This window comes from Hymenobacter sublimis (genome assembly GCF_023101345.1).
Lineage (GTDB): Bacteria > Bacteroidota > Bacteroidia > Cytophagales > Hymenobacteraceae > Hymenobacter > Hymenobacter sublimis.
In genome coordinates this window covers 726079-741374 of sequence record NZ_CP095848.1, presented here as the reverse complement: position 1 = coordinate 741374, position 15296 = coordinate 726079, and the positions used below count along the sequence as shown (strand labels likewise).

Genomic DNA, 15296 nt, shown 5'->3' with positions numbered 1-15296 from the left:
TTGACCTCTCTCAAGCCCACCCAATGTCTGAATCCCGCACGGAAGCCCAATTGAGCAAACTCGAAATCCTCGACCGCAAAAACCAAGAGGCCCTGCTTGGTGGGGGCCAGGCTCGCATTGACGCCCAGCACAAAAAAGGCAAGCTTACGGCCCGTGAGCGGATAGACCTACTGCTAGATGAAGGCTCGTTTGAGGAGATTGGCAAATTCGTTATGCACCGCTCCAAGGACTTTGGGCTGGACAAAGAGTACTACCTCGGCGACGGGGTAGTGACAGGCTACGGTACCGTAAACGGCCGACTGGTGTACGTTTTCTCCCAGGATTTCACGGTTTTCGGTGGCTCGTTGAGCGAGACCCACGCCGAGAAAATTGTGAAGATTATGGACTTGGCTATGAAGAACGGCGCGCCGGTAGTTGGGCTGAACGATTCGGGTGGGGCCCGTATCCAGGAAGGAGTGGTTAGCCTCGGGGGCTACGCTGATATCTTCTACAAGAATACCTTGGCTTCGGGGGTAGTACCGCAGCTTTCGGCCATTATGGGACCCTGCGCAGGTGGCGCAGTTTACTCGCCAGCCATTACCGACTTCATTCTGATGGTGGAAGACACGAGCTACATGTTCGTGACCGGGCCGAACGTAGTGAAGACGGTAACGCACGAAAACGTCACTAGTGAAGAGCTAGGCGGGGCTAGCACCCACTCCACCAAGAGCGGCGTCACGCACTTCACGGCTCCGAACGAGGTGGCCTGCATTAATCAGTTGAAAGCCCTGCTGAGCTACATGCCGCAGAACTGCGAGGAAACGGCCCCGGCCCTACCCTATGAAGCTGGCCCGGATGAGTCGCGGCCGGTGCTGGATACTATCATCCCCGAAAACCCTAATCAGCCCTACGATATTCGGGAAGTGGTGGAAGGGATTATTGATGCTGGCTCCTTTATGGAAGTGCATCAGAATTTTGCCGAGAATATTGTGGTAGGCTTTGCCCGTTTGGGTGGGCGTAGCATTGGCATTGTGGGCAACCAGCCGGCCGTGCTAGCCGGCGTGCTTGATATTAATGCCTCCACGAAAGCGGCGCGCTTCGTGCGGTTCTGCGACTCGTTTAACATTCCGCTGTTGGTGCTGGAGGATGTACCCGGTTTCCTGCCCGGCACCGACCAGGAGTGGCGCGGTATTATCACCAATGGTGCTAAACTGCTGTACGCCTTCTGCGAAGCCACCGTGCCGCGCATTACCGTCATTACCCGCAAGGCCTATGGCGGAGCCTATGACGTGATGAACTCCAAACATATTGGGGCTGATATGAACTACGCCTGGCCCACCGCGGAAATTGCGGTGATGGGTGCCAAAGGGGCGGCCGAAATCATCTTCAAGCGCGAAATTGCCCAGGCCGAAAATCCGGAGGCCAAGCTCCAGGAAAAGGTGGATGAGTACCAGCAGAAGTTTGCTACTCCTTACCGCGCCGCCCACCGCGGCTTCGTGGATGAAGTCATTTTGCCCTCGCAAACGCGCCAGAAGCTCATCCGGGCGTTTAAAATGCTCGAAAACAAAGTAGATACCCTACCGCGTAAGAAGCACGGGAACATCCCACTCTAATACCCTGGCAGGGCTGACCGCCCTTATTCTGCTGCCCTGTCATCGTGAAAAACCTCATTTGCAGCTAAAACTTCACCCGTTTTGCTGCGCCTGAAATGACAATCCGTATGCGTCAAGAAAGCTTCGACTTCCTTCAGAAATACCTGAACAACCCCTCCCCCACTGGCTTCGAGAAAGAAGGCCAGAAGCTATGGCTCGACTACATCCGGTCCTACATCGACGAGTACTTCGTGGACACGTACGGAACGGTAGTGGGAGTAGTAAATCCGGAGGCCAGCTATAAAGTAGTTATTGAAGCGCACGCCGATGAAATCAGCTACTTTGTTAACTATATAACGAAGGAAGGCTTCATTTACTTACGCAAAAACGGTGGCTCTGACCCGTTGGTAGCCCCAAGCAAGCGGGTGAACATTCACACTAAAAACGGCCTGGTGAAGGCTGTTTTCGGCTGGCCAGCTATTCACGTGCGCAAGGTTGAGCAAGACAAGGCCCCATCCATCGAAACCGTATTCCTGGACTGCGGCGCTGCCAGCCGGGAGGAGGTAGAGGAAATGGGCATTCATGTGGGCTCCGTAGTGACCTTCGAGGATGAGTTTTCCGTGCTTAATGACCGGTTCTACGTGGGTCGGGCGCTGGATAACCGCGTGGGGGGCTTCATGATTGCCGAAGTAGCCCGGATGCTGAAGGAAAACGATAAGAAGCTTCCCTTCGGCCTCTACATTGTAAATGCGGTGCAAGAGGAAATTGGCCTGCGCGGAGCGGAAATGATTGCTCACCGGATCAAGCCCGATGTAGCCATCGTGACCGACGTTATTCACGACACGCAGGCGCCGATGTACGAGAAAAAGACTTCCGGCGACCTGCACTGCGGCAAGGGCCCAGTGGTTACCTACGGGCCGGCCGTGCAAAACAATTTGCGCGACCTTATTATTGAAACGGCGCTGAGCGCGGAGATTCCCTTCCAGCGGGCAGCCGCAACCCGGGCTACTGGCACCGACACCGATGCCTTTGCGTACTCCAACGCGGGGGTAGCCTCCGCCCTGATTTCCTTGCCGCTGCGCTACATGCACACTACAGTAGAAACAGTGCATAAAGATGACGTAGAGAACGTAACAAGGCTGATTTACGAAACCCTGCTGCGCATCGAAGACGGCCACGACTTCCGATATTTTAGCTAGCCGGAAGCCTGTTTTCTCACTTTACTCCCCAGGTCTGCTCCCGGTCAACACGTCATCGTAGAAACGATGGAGTTGGCCGGGAGCAGGCGTTTTGCAGAGCGTCTTAGTTCATCTTATGCTACCTCCGGCTGAGCTTAGCCTTCCGCTTACTGTCACGGACCAGATGGGCCGTCGGGTGGTTGTGCCCTTTCCGCCCCAACGAATTGTGTCGTTGGTGCCTTCCCAGACCGAATTGCTTTACGACTTGGGCCTGGGCCATCGGGTAGTGGGCGTCACCAAATTCTGCATTCACCCCGCCGAGGCTCGGCAGCAGGCCGCGGTTGTTGGGGGCACCAAGAATTTCGACTTTGCCAAAATTTCCGCTTGCCGCCCCGATTTAATACTTGGCAACAAAGAGGAAAATTATCAGGAGGGTATTGAGGAGCTGGCGAGGCACTATCCGGTCTGGATGAGTGATATTACTACCCTAACGAATGCTTTGGAGATGATTCGGCGGGTAGGGCTACTCACAGGCCAGCAGCACCGGGCCGAGCCGATGGCTGCGGCAATTGCGGGTTCCTTTGCCGCTTTGGCAGCAGCGGCGCCTATTCCGGCAGCGTACTTCATCTGGCGCAAGCCCTACATGGTAGCAGCCGCCGGAACCTTCATCGACGAGTTGCTGGCGCGGGCAGGCTACCAAAACGTATTCGGCCACTTGAGCCGCTACCCTGAAATTACCGCCCAACACCTGCTGCAAGCCGCACCCCGCCAGATTCTGCTTTCATCGGAACCCTACCCCTTCAGTGCTAAGCACCTATCCGAGTTTCAGGCGCTTTGCCCGGAAGCGGAAATACGTATCGTTGACGGGGAACTGTTCAGCTGGTACGGCAGCCGCTTGCTGCATTCAGCTGCTTATCTGCAGCAGCTTGTCACCTCGTAGCAACAGAAAGGCCCGCCGTTTACACGTCGGGCCTTCCCATTTTATATCCTCTGGTCTGCCTCTACTTGACTGGTTATTAGTAAACCGGGGCGGGCGTGGGGTCAGTTACGAACCCCACTTTTTCCAGCTCTTTCCAAAACTGCGGGTAGGACTTGCGCACTACCTGCGGGGCTTCCACGGTTAGGGCACCGCGCAGGGCCAGGGGCGCAAAGGCCATGGCCATTCGATGGTCGTGGTAAGTCGCCACTTGTTGGCCTGCTACCTGAAAATCCGGGGCTTCCACGCGGAAACGGCCACTTCCTTCATCGGTGAGGTAGCCCCCAAACTTGGCCAACTCGGTTTGCAAGGCCGCAATCCGGTCGGTTTCCTTGATGCGCAGGCTTTCCAATCCGGTCATTTCTACCTCTACCCCTAGCGCCGCCGCTACTACCGCTACGGTTTGGGCCAGATCCGGGCAGTCGGTAAAATCCTGAGCAAAGCGGCTTACGGAGTTTGTTTGGGTTAGTCGCACGGCTTCATCGGCCAGAAACTCCGTGCGCACTCCCAATTTTTCCATGATACCAACAATGGCTTGGTCACCTTGCAAGGAGTAGCGACGCAGAGTGGGCAGCGTTAGGTGAGAACCAGCCGGCCCCAGCGCCACCATGGCGTACCAATAGCTAGCCGCCGACCAGTCGCCTTCTACCGTGTAGTCAGTGGGCTGATAGGCCTGCGGGCGTACTTCCAGCACCTCTCCCAAGTCGCGGCACTGCGCCCCGAAGTGCTGCATCAGGGCCTGGGTCATGCGGATGTAAGGGCGGGAGCCTACTTTGCCCGTCAGCCAGATCCGGAGGCCATGGGGCAGCATGGGCCCAATCATTAGCAGGGCGGAAATGTATTGACTGCTGATGTCGCCGCGCACGGTGAGTTCAGTGAAATCTGAGTCTTCCGTGGCCGATTCGGGCGTGCGGCCGAGCAAGCGCAAGGGGGGGTAGCCTTCCTGGCCGGTATACTCGATACGGGCTCCTAGCTGGCGCAGCGCCTCTACCAGTACCTGAATAGGCCGCTCTTGCATGCGGGCGGTACCGGTTAGCGTAGCCTGCCGGCCGGTCATGGCCAGGTAAGCCGTCAGAAAGCGCATTACGGTTCCTGCATCCTCAGCATCGACTACTGAGGCGGCGGGCTCCTGTAACAGCCGCTGCATCAGTTGGGTATCGTTGGCATCGGACAGGTTAGACAAGGTACCGCCCCCAGCTAGAGCTTGAATAATCAGGGCGCGGTTGCTTTCGCTTTTAGAGGCCGGAACCTGGGCCGTGCCCCGCAGCGGGTGGCCGGGCCAGGAAAGTGCAATGGAGGAGTTGATGATGCGGAAGGCTTGTAGAGCAAAGCTCCAGCTTCGCCCTCGATGTAACACGTGCTGTCAGCTGCCTATAAGCAGCCTTCACGAAGCTGGAGCTTCGCCTTACTTTTCTTACAAGCGGTGATAGTACCGCAGGGATTCCGCAATTTCCGCTACTGTGACGGGCTGGTTGTACACTCCCTGACCGATGCCTTCTAGCAAAGTACAGTTGATGGTCGAGCCTGCATTCTTTTTGTCTTGCCTCGCAAAATCTGCAATAGCCTCCGTTTCCAGAGTCACGAATTGCACCTTATCATAAATTGAGAACAGGAAGGTTTCGATTTGGTCCAACTCCAGGTCGCTGAGGAGGCCCTTGTGGTGGCTTAACCACGCCTCGCAGATCATGCCCGCTGCAACGGCTTCACCGTGCAAAATCTCACGACCGGGCTGCGTGAGCAGGTAGCTTTCCAAGGCGTGCCCAACGGTATGTCCGAAGTTAAGCAGCTTGCGCAGGCCGCTTTCCAGTGGGTCCTGGGCCACAATACGCTGCTTAAGGGCTACGGATTCCTGAATAAGCGGAGTCCAGTCGTCCACTAGGATACCAATCCGGCGGTTACGGGCAAACGCGGCGGCATCGGCAATCAGCCAGTGTTTTACTATTTCGGCATAACCAGCCTTCAACTGGCGAGGATCCAGGGTTTGCAGAAAGCGCGGCTCAATGCACACGGCCATCGGCTCCTGAAAAACTCCCAGCTGATTTTTAAAGCCTAAGAAATCAACGCCGGTTTTTCCGCCCACGCTGGCATCTACCTGGGCCAATAAGGTGGTAGGCACTTGCACAAACGAGATACCGCGCTTGTACAGAGCCGCGCAAAAACCGCCAAGGTCCGTCAGGACTCCGCCCCCGACGTTTACGAGCAGGGCGTGGCGGTCGGCACGGGCCTCCGTGAGTACTTCCCACACGGTTTCGCAGGTAGCTAGCGTTTTATATTCTTCTCCCGCCGAAATTTCAATAGGGGTAAACCCCGTCGGCAGCTGTCTTTCCAGTAGCGGCAGGCAGTAGCGAGCAGTATTCGTGTCTACGAGCACAAATACCTGAGTTACTGCGGGCCGGGAAACCAAAGCGGCAAGCGTTGCTAGGGCCTCGGTTCCTAAGAACACGTTTTCGTTCAAAATAAAATGTGTTTAAAAAAACTAGTTCTCCCGTTAAAAGAAATCGGACAAAAATAGCTTGCTTTGATGCAACTATTCAGCCTGGATTCCGATCATCCTAATGCAACTTACTTTCTATTCCGTTATGACTAGTTTTACTCGTGGCGTATTCGTCATGCTTTTAGCTGGTAGCAGCTTCCTGCTGGGGGCATGTAACCGGGACTCCGTACCGACGGTGGAGGAGAAACTGGTTGGTCGCTGGGAGTGGCAACAAACCGCCAATGACAGCCAACACAGCCTCACCCCTACTAATACGGGCCATCGGGTAATTGTAGAGTTTGACCGCCGGGGCCGGGCCCGCTTCTACCAGGATGGGCAGTTGGTAAGTGCGGCTGCTTTTTCGGTCCGTCGGGTTACCAGTGGCTTCGGCAAGCCGGCTCGTCACGTCATTATCTATCGGGGTTATCAGAACAACCAATTTTACTCTGTATCAGGTAATCGGCTGCACTTGCAGGATGCTAGTGGTAAGACATCGGACCACATGTACATCCGGGCTACTCCCGAGGTTTCAGTGCAAGCCAGTGAGCAGAAAGGCTTATAAAACATTAGCAGGCAATACTATACCTAAGCAAGTACTTTGTGTAGTTAGGATAACCTAGTGACGGATACAGCTGCACTAGGTAGTGGAAATTGCAAGCAGGCATTACGGTAACTACCCTGCTCAGGTAGCTAACAAGTCCTTTTCGGAACGGCACATTAGCGGTGGGGCTTTTCGTCTGGCTTGCTAGCCAACGGGCAGCAGGGTACGGGGCAACTATCCGTCCGGAAACAATGTTTAGCGGCTATCTTTGCAGGCAGATTTTCTACCCGCTGGCCACCCTACCTCACCACCCACCGATGCCCGTTACCCAAGCCCCGCCTATTTCCTTCGACGATACCGCAGTTGCTTTCGCTTCCAAGTCTGATGGGGAGCTGCGCAAAATGTACGCGTTGTTCGCCGCCATGAATAATAATTCGTTGGTTAAAACCGGCGGTGGCCTCATGAAGGCTGCGTTGAAATGGCACCTGCCCGGTACTAAGTTTCTCATTAAGAAATCTATTTTCGAGCAGTTCTGCGGGGGCGAGTCCATTCAGGAGTGCTTACTCGTAATTCAGGAACTGGGCCGCTACCACATCGGCACCATCCTCGACTACTCGGTGGAGGGAGAAGGCGATGATAAAAGCTTTGATGCCACCACTACCGAGCTACTGGCCACTATCGATTTGGCGCACCGCTCGCAAAATATTCCCTTCTCTGTATTTAAAGTAACGGGAGTCGGCGACGCGGCTATTTTGGAGAAGGTGCAGCGCGGCACAGCCCTCTCCCAGGCTGAGCAGGCCAGCTTTGAACGCACCAAAAAGCGAATTAACGCTATTTGCGCACGGGCTCATCAGTATGGTGTCCGGGTGTTTGTTGATGCGGAGGAAAGCTGGTTTCAGGAAACCATCGATCAGCTGGCCTACGAGATGATGCAGCGCTACAACCGCGAGTCGGCCATTGTGTGGAACACCTATCAACTCTACCGCCACGACCGGCTCGACGCCATTAAAAAGGCCTACGAAAGTGCTGTACGCGGAGGGTACTACCTGGGGGGCAAGCTGGTGCGGGGCGCCTACATGGAAAAGGAAGGCCGTGTGGCCAGCCAACAGGGCCGCATGAACCCCATTAATCCCAGCAAGCAGGCCACCGACGATTTGTATAATGAGGCCCTGCGCTACTGCATCGAGCACGTGGACCGAATTAGTATCTGTGCCGGCACACACAATGAGGCCAGCTCCTTATTACTCACAGAGTTGATGCAAGAGCACAACTTGCGGCCCAATGACCCCCGAGTATGGTTTGCCCAACTCTATGGCATGAGCGACAACCTAAGCTACAATTTGGCGCACGCGGGCTATAACACGGCTAAGTACGTGCCCTACGGACCTGTAGAAGCAGTAATGCCTTACCTACTTCGCCGGGCCGATGAAAATACTGCCATTGCTGGCCAGACCAGCCGGGAGTTCCTGTTGATTCAGAAAGAAATGAGCCGCCGAAAAGCATCTTAGCTATTGCTATATAGCTGAACGGCACAGTTTTGGTTAGCACCCGCCCGCTACCGTGGTTTTGTCCTACGGTAGCGGGTGTTTTTTTCACTACATTCCGCTTTCCATTTCCCACCACCCCCTGCTCATGATCGGCCGAGTACGCAGCCATTTAATTCGTTTTGCCCGCACTCAGGTAGGCACCACTAGCTACCTAAACCTAGTTCAGGAAGCTGAACTAGGCTTGAACCTGGATATTTCACATGAAAAAGCCCGTCTTAACGAAATTCTGGCCGAAATCTCGGAAACTGAGTTTCGGGCGGGCCGGCCTATTTTGAGTTGCCTAGTAAAGGTAGAAGGCTCAAAAGGCCAAGGTGATAACTTTTACAAGCTCTGCGAACGGCTGGGAATGGGGGAATGGCGCAGCCTAAAGCAACAGGAAGATTTTCTGAAAACCACGCGCCGAGAATGCCGTGATTTTTGGAAGGATAGCAGCAATTTTGAAAAATTTGCGTGAGCGAAAAGCTCTTTACATGTTCGTAGAGGCGTTGTTTGAGTGGTTTTGTTAAGGAAAGGCAGAATTATTTCTGCAACCTGAGTTGAGGAGCTACCGTTAAGCACTCCTGAAACCGATGTTGGACTTTTCTTTCCATTTATAGTCCACTTCGGAGTACTCTCTCCTTTTCCATTCAAACTCAACTCCACCCCTCATGAACACCAACGATTCAATCAACCCGACGAACACTGGTACTGGTTCAGGCGCTAACTACGGCAGCGACACCCCCGGCACTGGCTTTGGTGCCGGCACGGGCAGCAGCACTTCGAGCGGCAACATGGGCAACTCTAGCACGGGTAGCTCGGCTAACCAGGGTGGTGTAGGTTCTTCTTCGTACAGCAACTCTGACAGCAACCCCAACCACGACTACAGCGCTACCCAGAAGGGTGCTGCTATGGCCGGTTCGGCTGGTGCAACAGTAGGTGCTGGCATTGATGCCGTGCAGAATGCCGCCAGCGACGCAGGTCGCGCCATGACGGGCAATAGCTCTACCTACGGTTCGTTCCGCGACCGTGCTAGCGCCGAGCGTGCTTATCAGTCGCTTTCTTCGCGCGGCTACAGCAAAGATGATGTAAACGTGCTGATGTCGGATGACACCCGCAAAACTCACTTCGGTGACCACACTCCTGACACTGAGCTTGGCGACAAGGCCATGGAAGGTGCTGGTGTAGGCTCGGCCATTGGTGGTACCGCTGGTGCTATTATCGGTGCCATTGCTGCTATCGGTACCTCGGTAGCACTGCCCGGTCTTGGTCTTGTAATTGCTGGTCCTATTGCTGCTGCTCTGGCTGGTGCCGGTGCTGGTGGCCTGACGGGCGGCTTAGTAGGTGCTCTGGTAGGCTCCGGTATTCCTGAGGAGCATGCCGCTGAGTACGAAAGCGACGTGAAAAACGGCAACATTGTAATGGGCGTACGTCCTCGTAACGAGGATGATGCTCGCTACTTTGAAGAAGAGTTCCGCCGTAACAGCGGCGACAAAGTACGCCGCTACTAGTCTGGCAACAGATTTGCCTTAGAAAATGCTCTTCCTATTCAGTTAGGAAGAGCATTTTTTTGTTTTAACTCCGCGCTGCTTGTTTCTCATTGACCATTCTGTGCTTACTTGCTGATCCACTATATAGGATTAACTCAATCTAGCCGGTGATATGCAACCTCTGTTGTTGTTTCTCTACCCTTGGATAGGAATTCGCAAATGCACGAGGGCACTTATTTAACTGCCATCGACGTTTTCCTATAAAACCGCTGCTCTATACTCTGCGTAGCCTGTAGCAGTAGTTCGTCTCTGTTTGACTTTCCTTCATTTCACCCCGATAATTCATGTCTTCCCCCCGACTCAAGATAGGCCTTTATGCCTCGGTGTTGCTGGCGGTATTCGTACTGGCTTCCTACAAGCTGTACCGGCGCAACGATGGCCGCTCTCCTCAGAAAGACGAAGTACTCATCAAGGCCATGTTGCAGGGCCTCACGCAGGCGCACTACCAGCCCGAGCGTATTGATGACACCTTCTCCAAACGAGTTTTTGATTTGTATCTGAAGCGCCTAGACAGCAGCAAGAAATTCTTGCTACAGACGGACGTTGAGCAGCTACACAAGTATCAGTTGGATATTGACAACCAAGTGCAGCGTGGCACCCACGAATTCATGGACCTGGGTAACCAGCTTATGGCGCAGCGGGTAAAGGACATTCAGGGCTTGTACCGGGATATTCTTTCTAAGCCTTTCGATTTTACTACCGAGGAAAGCTTCGAGACAGAATCAGACAAAGTAACCTTCGCGGCGAATGCCGCTGCTCAGCGTGAGGAGTGGCGCAAGTTCTTGAAGTACCAGACCATGGTACGGGTGTCAGAAATGATGGATGAGCAAGCTAAGAAGAAGGATAAGCCACTGGCCTCAACTTCGGCCACTCCTTCGCCAGCTACCACTTCTGAACCCATGCGTACCCCGGCCCAAATGGAGGCTGAAGCCCGCAAGCGCGTAATGAAGTACTTTGATGACTACTTCAAGGACTTGCAGCAGACGGACGCTAACGACCGGTTAGCCATGTACGCCAACACCATTGCCAACACCTACGATCCGCACACGGAGTACTTCGCGCCCCGCGACAAGGAAACGTTTGATATTGCCATGACGGGCCGTTTCGAAGGTATTGGCGCTTCTCTGCAGGAGAAAGATGGTCAGATTAAAGTATCTGATATCATTCCGGGCAGCGCCTCTTACCGCCAAGGTGAGCTGAAAGCCGGCGACATTATCTTGCGAGTTGCCCAGGGCGCTGCTGAGCCCGTTTCAGTGGAAGGAATGCGTCTCGATAAGGCCGTATCCATGATCAAGGGCAAGAAGGGTACGGAAGTACGCCTGACGGTGAAAAAGCCCGACGCTAGCACCAAGATTATCTCCATCATCCGCGACGTGGTGGTAATTGAGGAAACCTACGCACAATCGGCTACCATTGAAGACAATGGCAAGAAACTAGGCTACATCAAGCTCCCTAATTTCTACGCCGACTTCAATGACAACGGGGGCCGTAGCTCGGCTGCCGACGTGAAAAAGGAACTAGAGAAACTGAAAGCCGAAAACGTGCAAGGCGTTGTCCTTGATCTGCGTTTTAACGGGGGTGGCTCGTTGCAAGATGCCGTGGAAATGGCTGGCCTCTTCGTGGACAGCGGCCCGGTGGTACAGGTGCGTAACAGCCAAGGTGCCCCTACCATCTTGAATGACCGTGATCCTCGTATTCAGTACGGTGGTCCGCTGGTAGTGCTGGTAAACAAGTACAGTGCTTCCGCTTCCGAGATTTTGGCTGCTGCCATTCAGGATTACAAGCGTGGGGTTGTGATGGGCTCAGCCAGCACCTATGGCAAAGGCACCGTGCAGCGCATCTTTGATCTGGACGAGGCTATGCCCGCAGAATTCAACAACATCAAGCCTTTTGGCTCGCTGAAGTTGACTACCTCTAAGTTCTACCGCATCAACGGCGGTTCGACCCAGTTCAAGGGTGTCATTCCGGATATCATTCTGCCGGATGCTTACAGCTACCTCGATCAGGGCGAGAAGGAAACGGACTACCCGCTGAAGTGGGACGAAATTACGCCTGCCCGCTACCGTGCCTGGAATGCCCCTCCTGCCATCGACAAGCTCCGCCAAGCGAGCACTGCGCGCGTAAACGCCAGCCTTAGCTTCAAGCAGCTCTCAGATATGGTGCAGCGCATGGTAAAGCGCAAGGATGACACAAAGGTGTCTCTGAAACTGGCCAACTACCGGGCAGAGCAGGTTCAGGCTAAAGCAGAATCGGACAAGTATGAAGCTGTACAGAACGCGGCTCAGCCCATTGCTATCAGCCCCTTGGCCTTTGATCTGCGTCAGTTGGGTACTGATACTATTAAGGTAAACCGCGCGTCGCGCTTTGTAAAGCCTTTGAAGAAGGACATCACGTTGCGTGAAGCCGTAGCCGTACTGAAAGACCAGATGTAAGGTTCATTTAGCCCCTTTACAAAGCCCTTCCGCGCACGTGCGGAAGGGCTTTTTTGGCTTCACACCCAAGCCATTCATTCGTTAGCAAACAGCCTGTAAACATTTTACGATTACAAGAATTATTTATCACTATAACTACCTGATAAATAGACACTTATTTTTAGTAAATCATGTTAAAAAAATTAGCAAATAAGAACTCAAAACGTGCTACCTTGGTTTACTAAGCATGACAACGACGAACATGGAAACGACCATCATTCCGCTCGTAACGGACGAGCAGAAGCAGGCTGAGGAAATCTGGCGCAAATCCATTCCGGCCCAGGTGTTCCTGAACTACTTCTTCGCTATTAACTACCACATTCAAGAGGCTGACGACGCCATGGGTGGCCTGCAGCATCTGCCTTATTTCCGGGCTCACCAGGCCGAGCTAACCGACGCTGATGTGCAGGCAGTTACCAAGCTGCTACACGCTAGCTGGAGCACGGAGTACGCTTTGCGGGCTACTGCGGAGCTCGGCGACGAGGACTACCTACGTAACGCTCTGCACTGGACTTTCCCGCAGGCGTACCATACCATTATGGCGGGCTTGCAAGCCTTCTTGTACACCGCTGGTGTGCGCAGCAGCAACCCGTCTTTGATTCGCCGGGAAGTTGGCCGCTTGGTTGTGCGCAACGCCTATCCGCGTCCTATTTCCTTCTATGCTGCCGGCGCTTACGGCGACTTCAGCATTCACCGTCTGCCGCTGGCCGGTTATAAAGCAGGTTTACACATTGCCGGCAAAGAGATTGACGCGCAGGCTCAGATCGGGCAGTTCCTCCGCACTACCCGCAAGCTGAAGGCCCAGGCCACCCGCCAGCAAGTGCAGGCTAACCCAAACACGGCTTTGCGTAGCCAGAAGACCGGTAAGGTGCTTGACAAGTGGACGGCCGCTCACTGGCAGCAAATTACGTGGCGTCTCGGCTACACCACCATTTTTGACCTGCTGGGCCGCCTGCGGATTTCCCAGACCAGCCGTGAGATTGAGCGCTTCGTGGAGGCCGAGATTGACTTCAAACTCTTCCACCAGTCGTTGCTCAACATCGTGAGCTACCTCAACGGTATTCACGAAACCTACGTGGCCAAGGCCATGGGCGTAGAGCGCTACCAGCAGCTGGTTGCTGAGCTGCCGAAACACTTGCAGAACTCCTTTGTGCAGGAGCGCCTACAAACCCGCGTTGAGCCCATGCTCCGCGACGACGAGCCGACCATGCGTATGGCGGCCTAAGGTTCCGAACTTTTTAGTAGTCCTACTGCATATACACGTAAGCGCTGGTCCATTGGGCCGGCGCTTTTTGTTTGTGCGGATCCTATTACCCATGCATTTTCGGCAACTATCCAACTCTTCGGGAGTTTATGCAAATAAGTGTTGGAGCCGCGCTATTTTTGCGGCTTGACTTTATTGGCCCCGTGTGGGCCTTGTTTTTACCCATCGCACCATGCAGCACCTCAGCGAACAGGAGATAATCCGTCGTGGCAAATTGGAAGAGCTCCAGAAGCTCGGCATTGAGCCCTACCCCTCCGAGCTGTTCGACGTGAACTTCTACGCCCAGGAAATTCTCGAGAACTACCACCCCGAGCTCAACAACTTTCAGGACGTAAGCCTGGCCGGCCGCCTGATGTCGATTCGGGTGAAAGGCAAAGCCTCGTTCGCGGAGTTGCAGGACGCTTCGGGCCGTATTCAGCTCTACATCAACCGCGACGAAATCTGCCCGGGCGAGGACAAGGAGTTGTACAACACCGTCTTCAAGAAACTGGTAGACCTTGGCGACTTCGTGGGCGTGAAAGGTCACGTATTCAAAACGATGGTAGGCGAAACCTCCATCCATGTAACCGGCTTCACGCTGCTAAGTAAGAGTCTGCGCCCCTTGCCTGTGGTAAAGGAGCGCACCGATGAGGCCACCGGCGAGAAAATCACCTACGATGCCTTTTCCGACCCGGAGCAGCGTTACCGCCAGCGCTACGTGGACCTAGTAGTAAACCCGCATGTGCGCGACGCCTTCGTGAAGCGGACCCAGCTGGTGCAGGCCATGCGCAACTACCTCAACGACAAAGGCTACCTGGAGGTAGAAACCCCTATCCTGCAGCCCCTATACGGTGGGGCCGCCGCCCGGCCCTTCAAAACCCACCACAACACGCTGGACATGACGCTCTACCTGCGCATTGCCAACGAGCTGTATCTGAAGCGCCTGATTGTGGGCGGTTTCGATGGGGTGTATGAATTCTCAAAGGACTTCCGCAACGAAGGCATGAGCCGGTTCCATAACCCGGAGTTCACCCAGATGGAGCTGTACGTAGCCTACAAGGACTACTACTGGATGATGGACCTAGTGGAGGAAATGGTAGAGCGCGTAGCCTTGGCCCTGCACGGCAAAACCGAGGTGCAGGTGGGCGAAAACCTCATCAACTTCCAGCGCCCCTGGAAGCGCTTCACCATGGCCGAATCCATCGAGCACTTCACGGGCTTCAACATCGATGGCAAGAGCGAAGAGGAGCTGCGCGCCGCCGCCAAGGACCTGAAAGTAGGGTTGGACCCCAGCATGGGCAAAGCCAAAATCATCGACGAAATCTTTGGGCAGCATGTGGAGCCCAAGCTGATTCAGCCCACCTTCATTACCGACTACCCCGTGGAGATGTCGCCGCTGGCCAAGAAGCACCGGAACAAGCCAGGTTTGGTAGAGCGGTTTGAGGCCATTTGCAACGGCAAGGAAATCTGCAATGCCTTCTCGGAGCTCAACGACCCTATTGACCAGCGCCAGCGTTTTGAGGACCAATTGGAGCTTGGTAAGCGCGGCGATACGGAAGCTATGGTGTTGGACGAAGACTTCCTCCGGGCCCTGGAATATGGTATGCCCCCTACGGCCGGCCTAGGTATTGGCATCGACCGGTTGAGCATGATTATGACCAACTCCAACTCTATTCAGGACGTGCTGTTCTTCCCGCAAATGAAGCCGGAGTACACAAAGTCCGAAAATGCACCGAAGCCGGAGGCAGAAGCGTAGTCGCCTACCCACTA

General features: G+C 54.5%; 12 protein-coding genes. 10 read left to right on the top strand and 2 right to left on the bottom strand.

All coding sequences use genetic code 11. The features are described 5' to 3' along the window. Window positions 1-23: 23 nt before the first annotated feature. The 3 genes from MWH26_RS03205 to MWH26_RS03195 all read left to right on the top strand — a co-directional run bounded on the left by MWH26_RS03205 (window position 24) and on the right by MWH26_RS03195 (window position 3689). Window positions 24-1592, top strand: coding sequence for an acyl-CoA carboxylase subunit beta (locus tag MWH26_RS03205; RefSeq protein WP_247976021.1), 1569 nt, complete (start codon window positions 24-26; stop codon window positions 1590-1592). Between the two features lie 107 nt (window positions 1593-1699). Further along, window positions 1700-2770 (top strand): M42 family metallopeptidase, encoded by a 1071-nt coding sequence (locus tag MWH26_RS03200; RefSeq protein WP_247976020.1) that lies wholly within the window; start codon window positions 1700-1702, stop codon window positions 2768-2770. A gap of 115 nt (window positions 2771-2885) precedes the next feature. Continuing rightward, complete coding sequence (locus MWH26_RS03195) at window positions 2886-3689, top strand: helical backbone metal receptor (RefSeq protein WP_247976019.1); 804 nt, start codon at window positions 2886-2888, stop codon at window positions 3687-3689. Between the two features lie 76 nt (window positions 3690-3765). Here MWH26_RS03195 and MWH26_RS03190 read toward each other — a convergent pair whose 3' ends face one another. Further along, complete coding sequence (locus MWH26_RS03190; RefSeq protein ID WP_311136879.1) at window positions 3766-5082, bottom strand: 3-phosphoshikimate 1-carboxyvinyltransferase; 1317 nt, start codon at window positions 5080-5082, stop codon at window positions 3766-3768. A gap of 57 nt (window positions 5083-5139) precedes the next feature. Then, window positions 5140-6168 carry a 3-dehydroquinate synthase gene (gene aroB, locus MWH26_RS03185; protein WP_311136878.1) on the bottom strand — a complete coding sequence of 343 codons (1029 nt, stop codon included), beginning with the start codon at window positions 6166-6168 and terminating at the stop codon, window positions 5140-5142. A 136-nt stretch (window positions 6169-6304) separates the two neighbouring features. Here aroB and MWH26_RS03180 point away from each other — a divergent pair, with 136 nt between their 5' ends. From MWH26_RS03180 to lysS, 7 genes are all read left to right on the top strand, one after another. Continuing rightward, window positions 6305-6760 (top strand): hypothetical protein, encoded by a 456-nt coding sequence (locus tag MWH26_RS03180; protein ID WP_247976018.1) that lies wholly within the window; start codon window positions 6305-6307, stop codon window positions 6758-6760. Window positions 6761-7056: 296 nt separating this feature from the next. Beyond that, window positions 7057-8247, top strand: coding sequence for a proline dehydrogenase family protein (locus MWH26_RS03175; RefSeq protein WP_247976017.1), 1191 nt, complete (start codon window positions 7057-7059; stop codon window positions 8245-8247). A gap of 220 nt (window positions 8248-8467) precedes the next feature. After that, window positions 8468-8740, top strand: a complete 273-nt coding sequence (locus tag MWH26_RS03170; RefSeq protein WP_244695192.1) for a hypothetical protein — start codon at window positions 8468-8470, stop codon at window positions 8738-8740. Between the two features lie 193 nt (window positions 8741-8933). Beyond that, on the top strand, window positions 8934-9773 hold the full coding sequence (locus MWH26_RS20230; protein WP_375374029.1) for a hypothetical protein: 840 nt from the start codon (window positions 8934-8936) through the stop codon (window positions 9771-9773). Between the two features lie 323 nt (window positions 9774-10096). Beyond that, window positions 10097-12244, top strand: coding sequence for a carboxy terminal-processing peptidase (locus MWH26_RS03160; protein WP_247976016.1), 2148 nt, complete (start codon window positions 10097-10099; stop codon window positions 12242-12244). A 226-nt stretch (window positions 12245-12470) separates the two neighbouring features. Then, on the top strand, window positions 12471-13508 hold the full coding sequence (locus MWH26_RS03155) for a hypothetical protein (RefSeq protein WP_244695190.1): 1038 nt from the start codon (window positions 12471-12473) through the stop codon (window positions 13506-13508). A gap of 211 nt (window positions 13509-13719) precedes the next feature. Next, entirely contained in the window at window positions 13720-15282 is a 1563-nt protein-coding gene (lysS, locus tag MWH26_RS03150) for a lysine--tRNA ligase (RefSeq protein ID WP_247976015.1), read from the top strand. Window positions 15283-15296 lie beyond the last annotated feature (14 nt).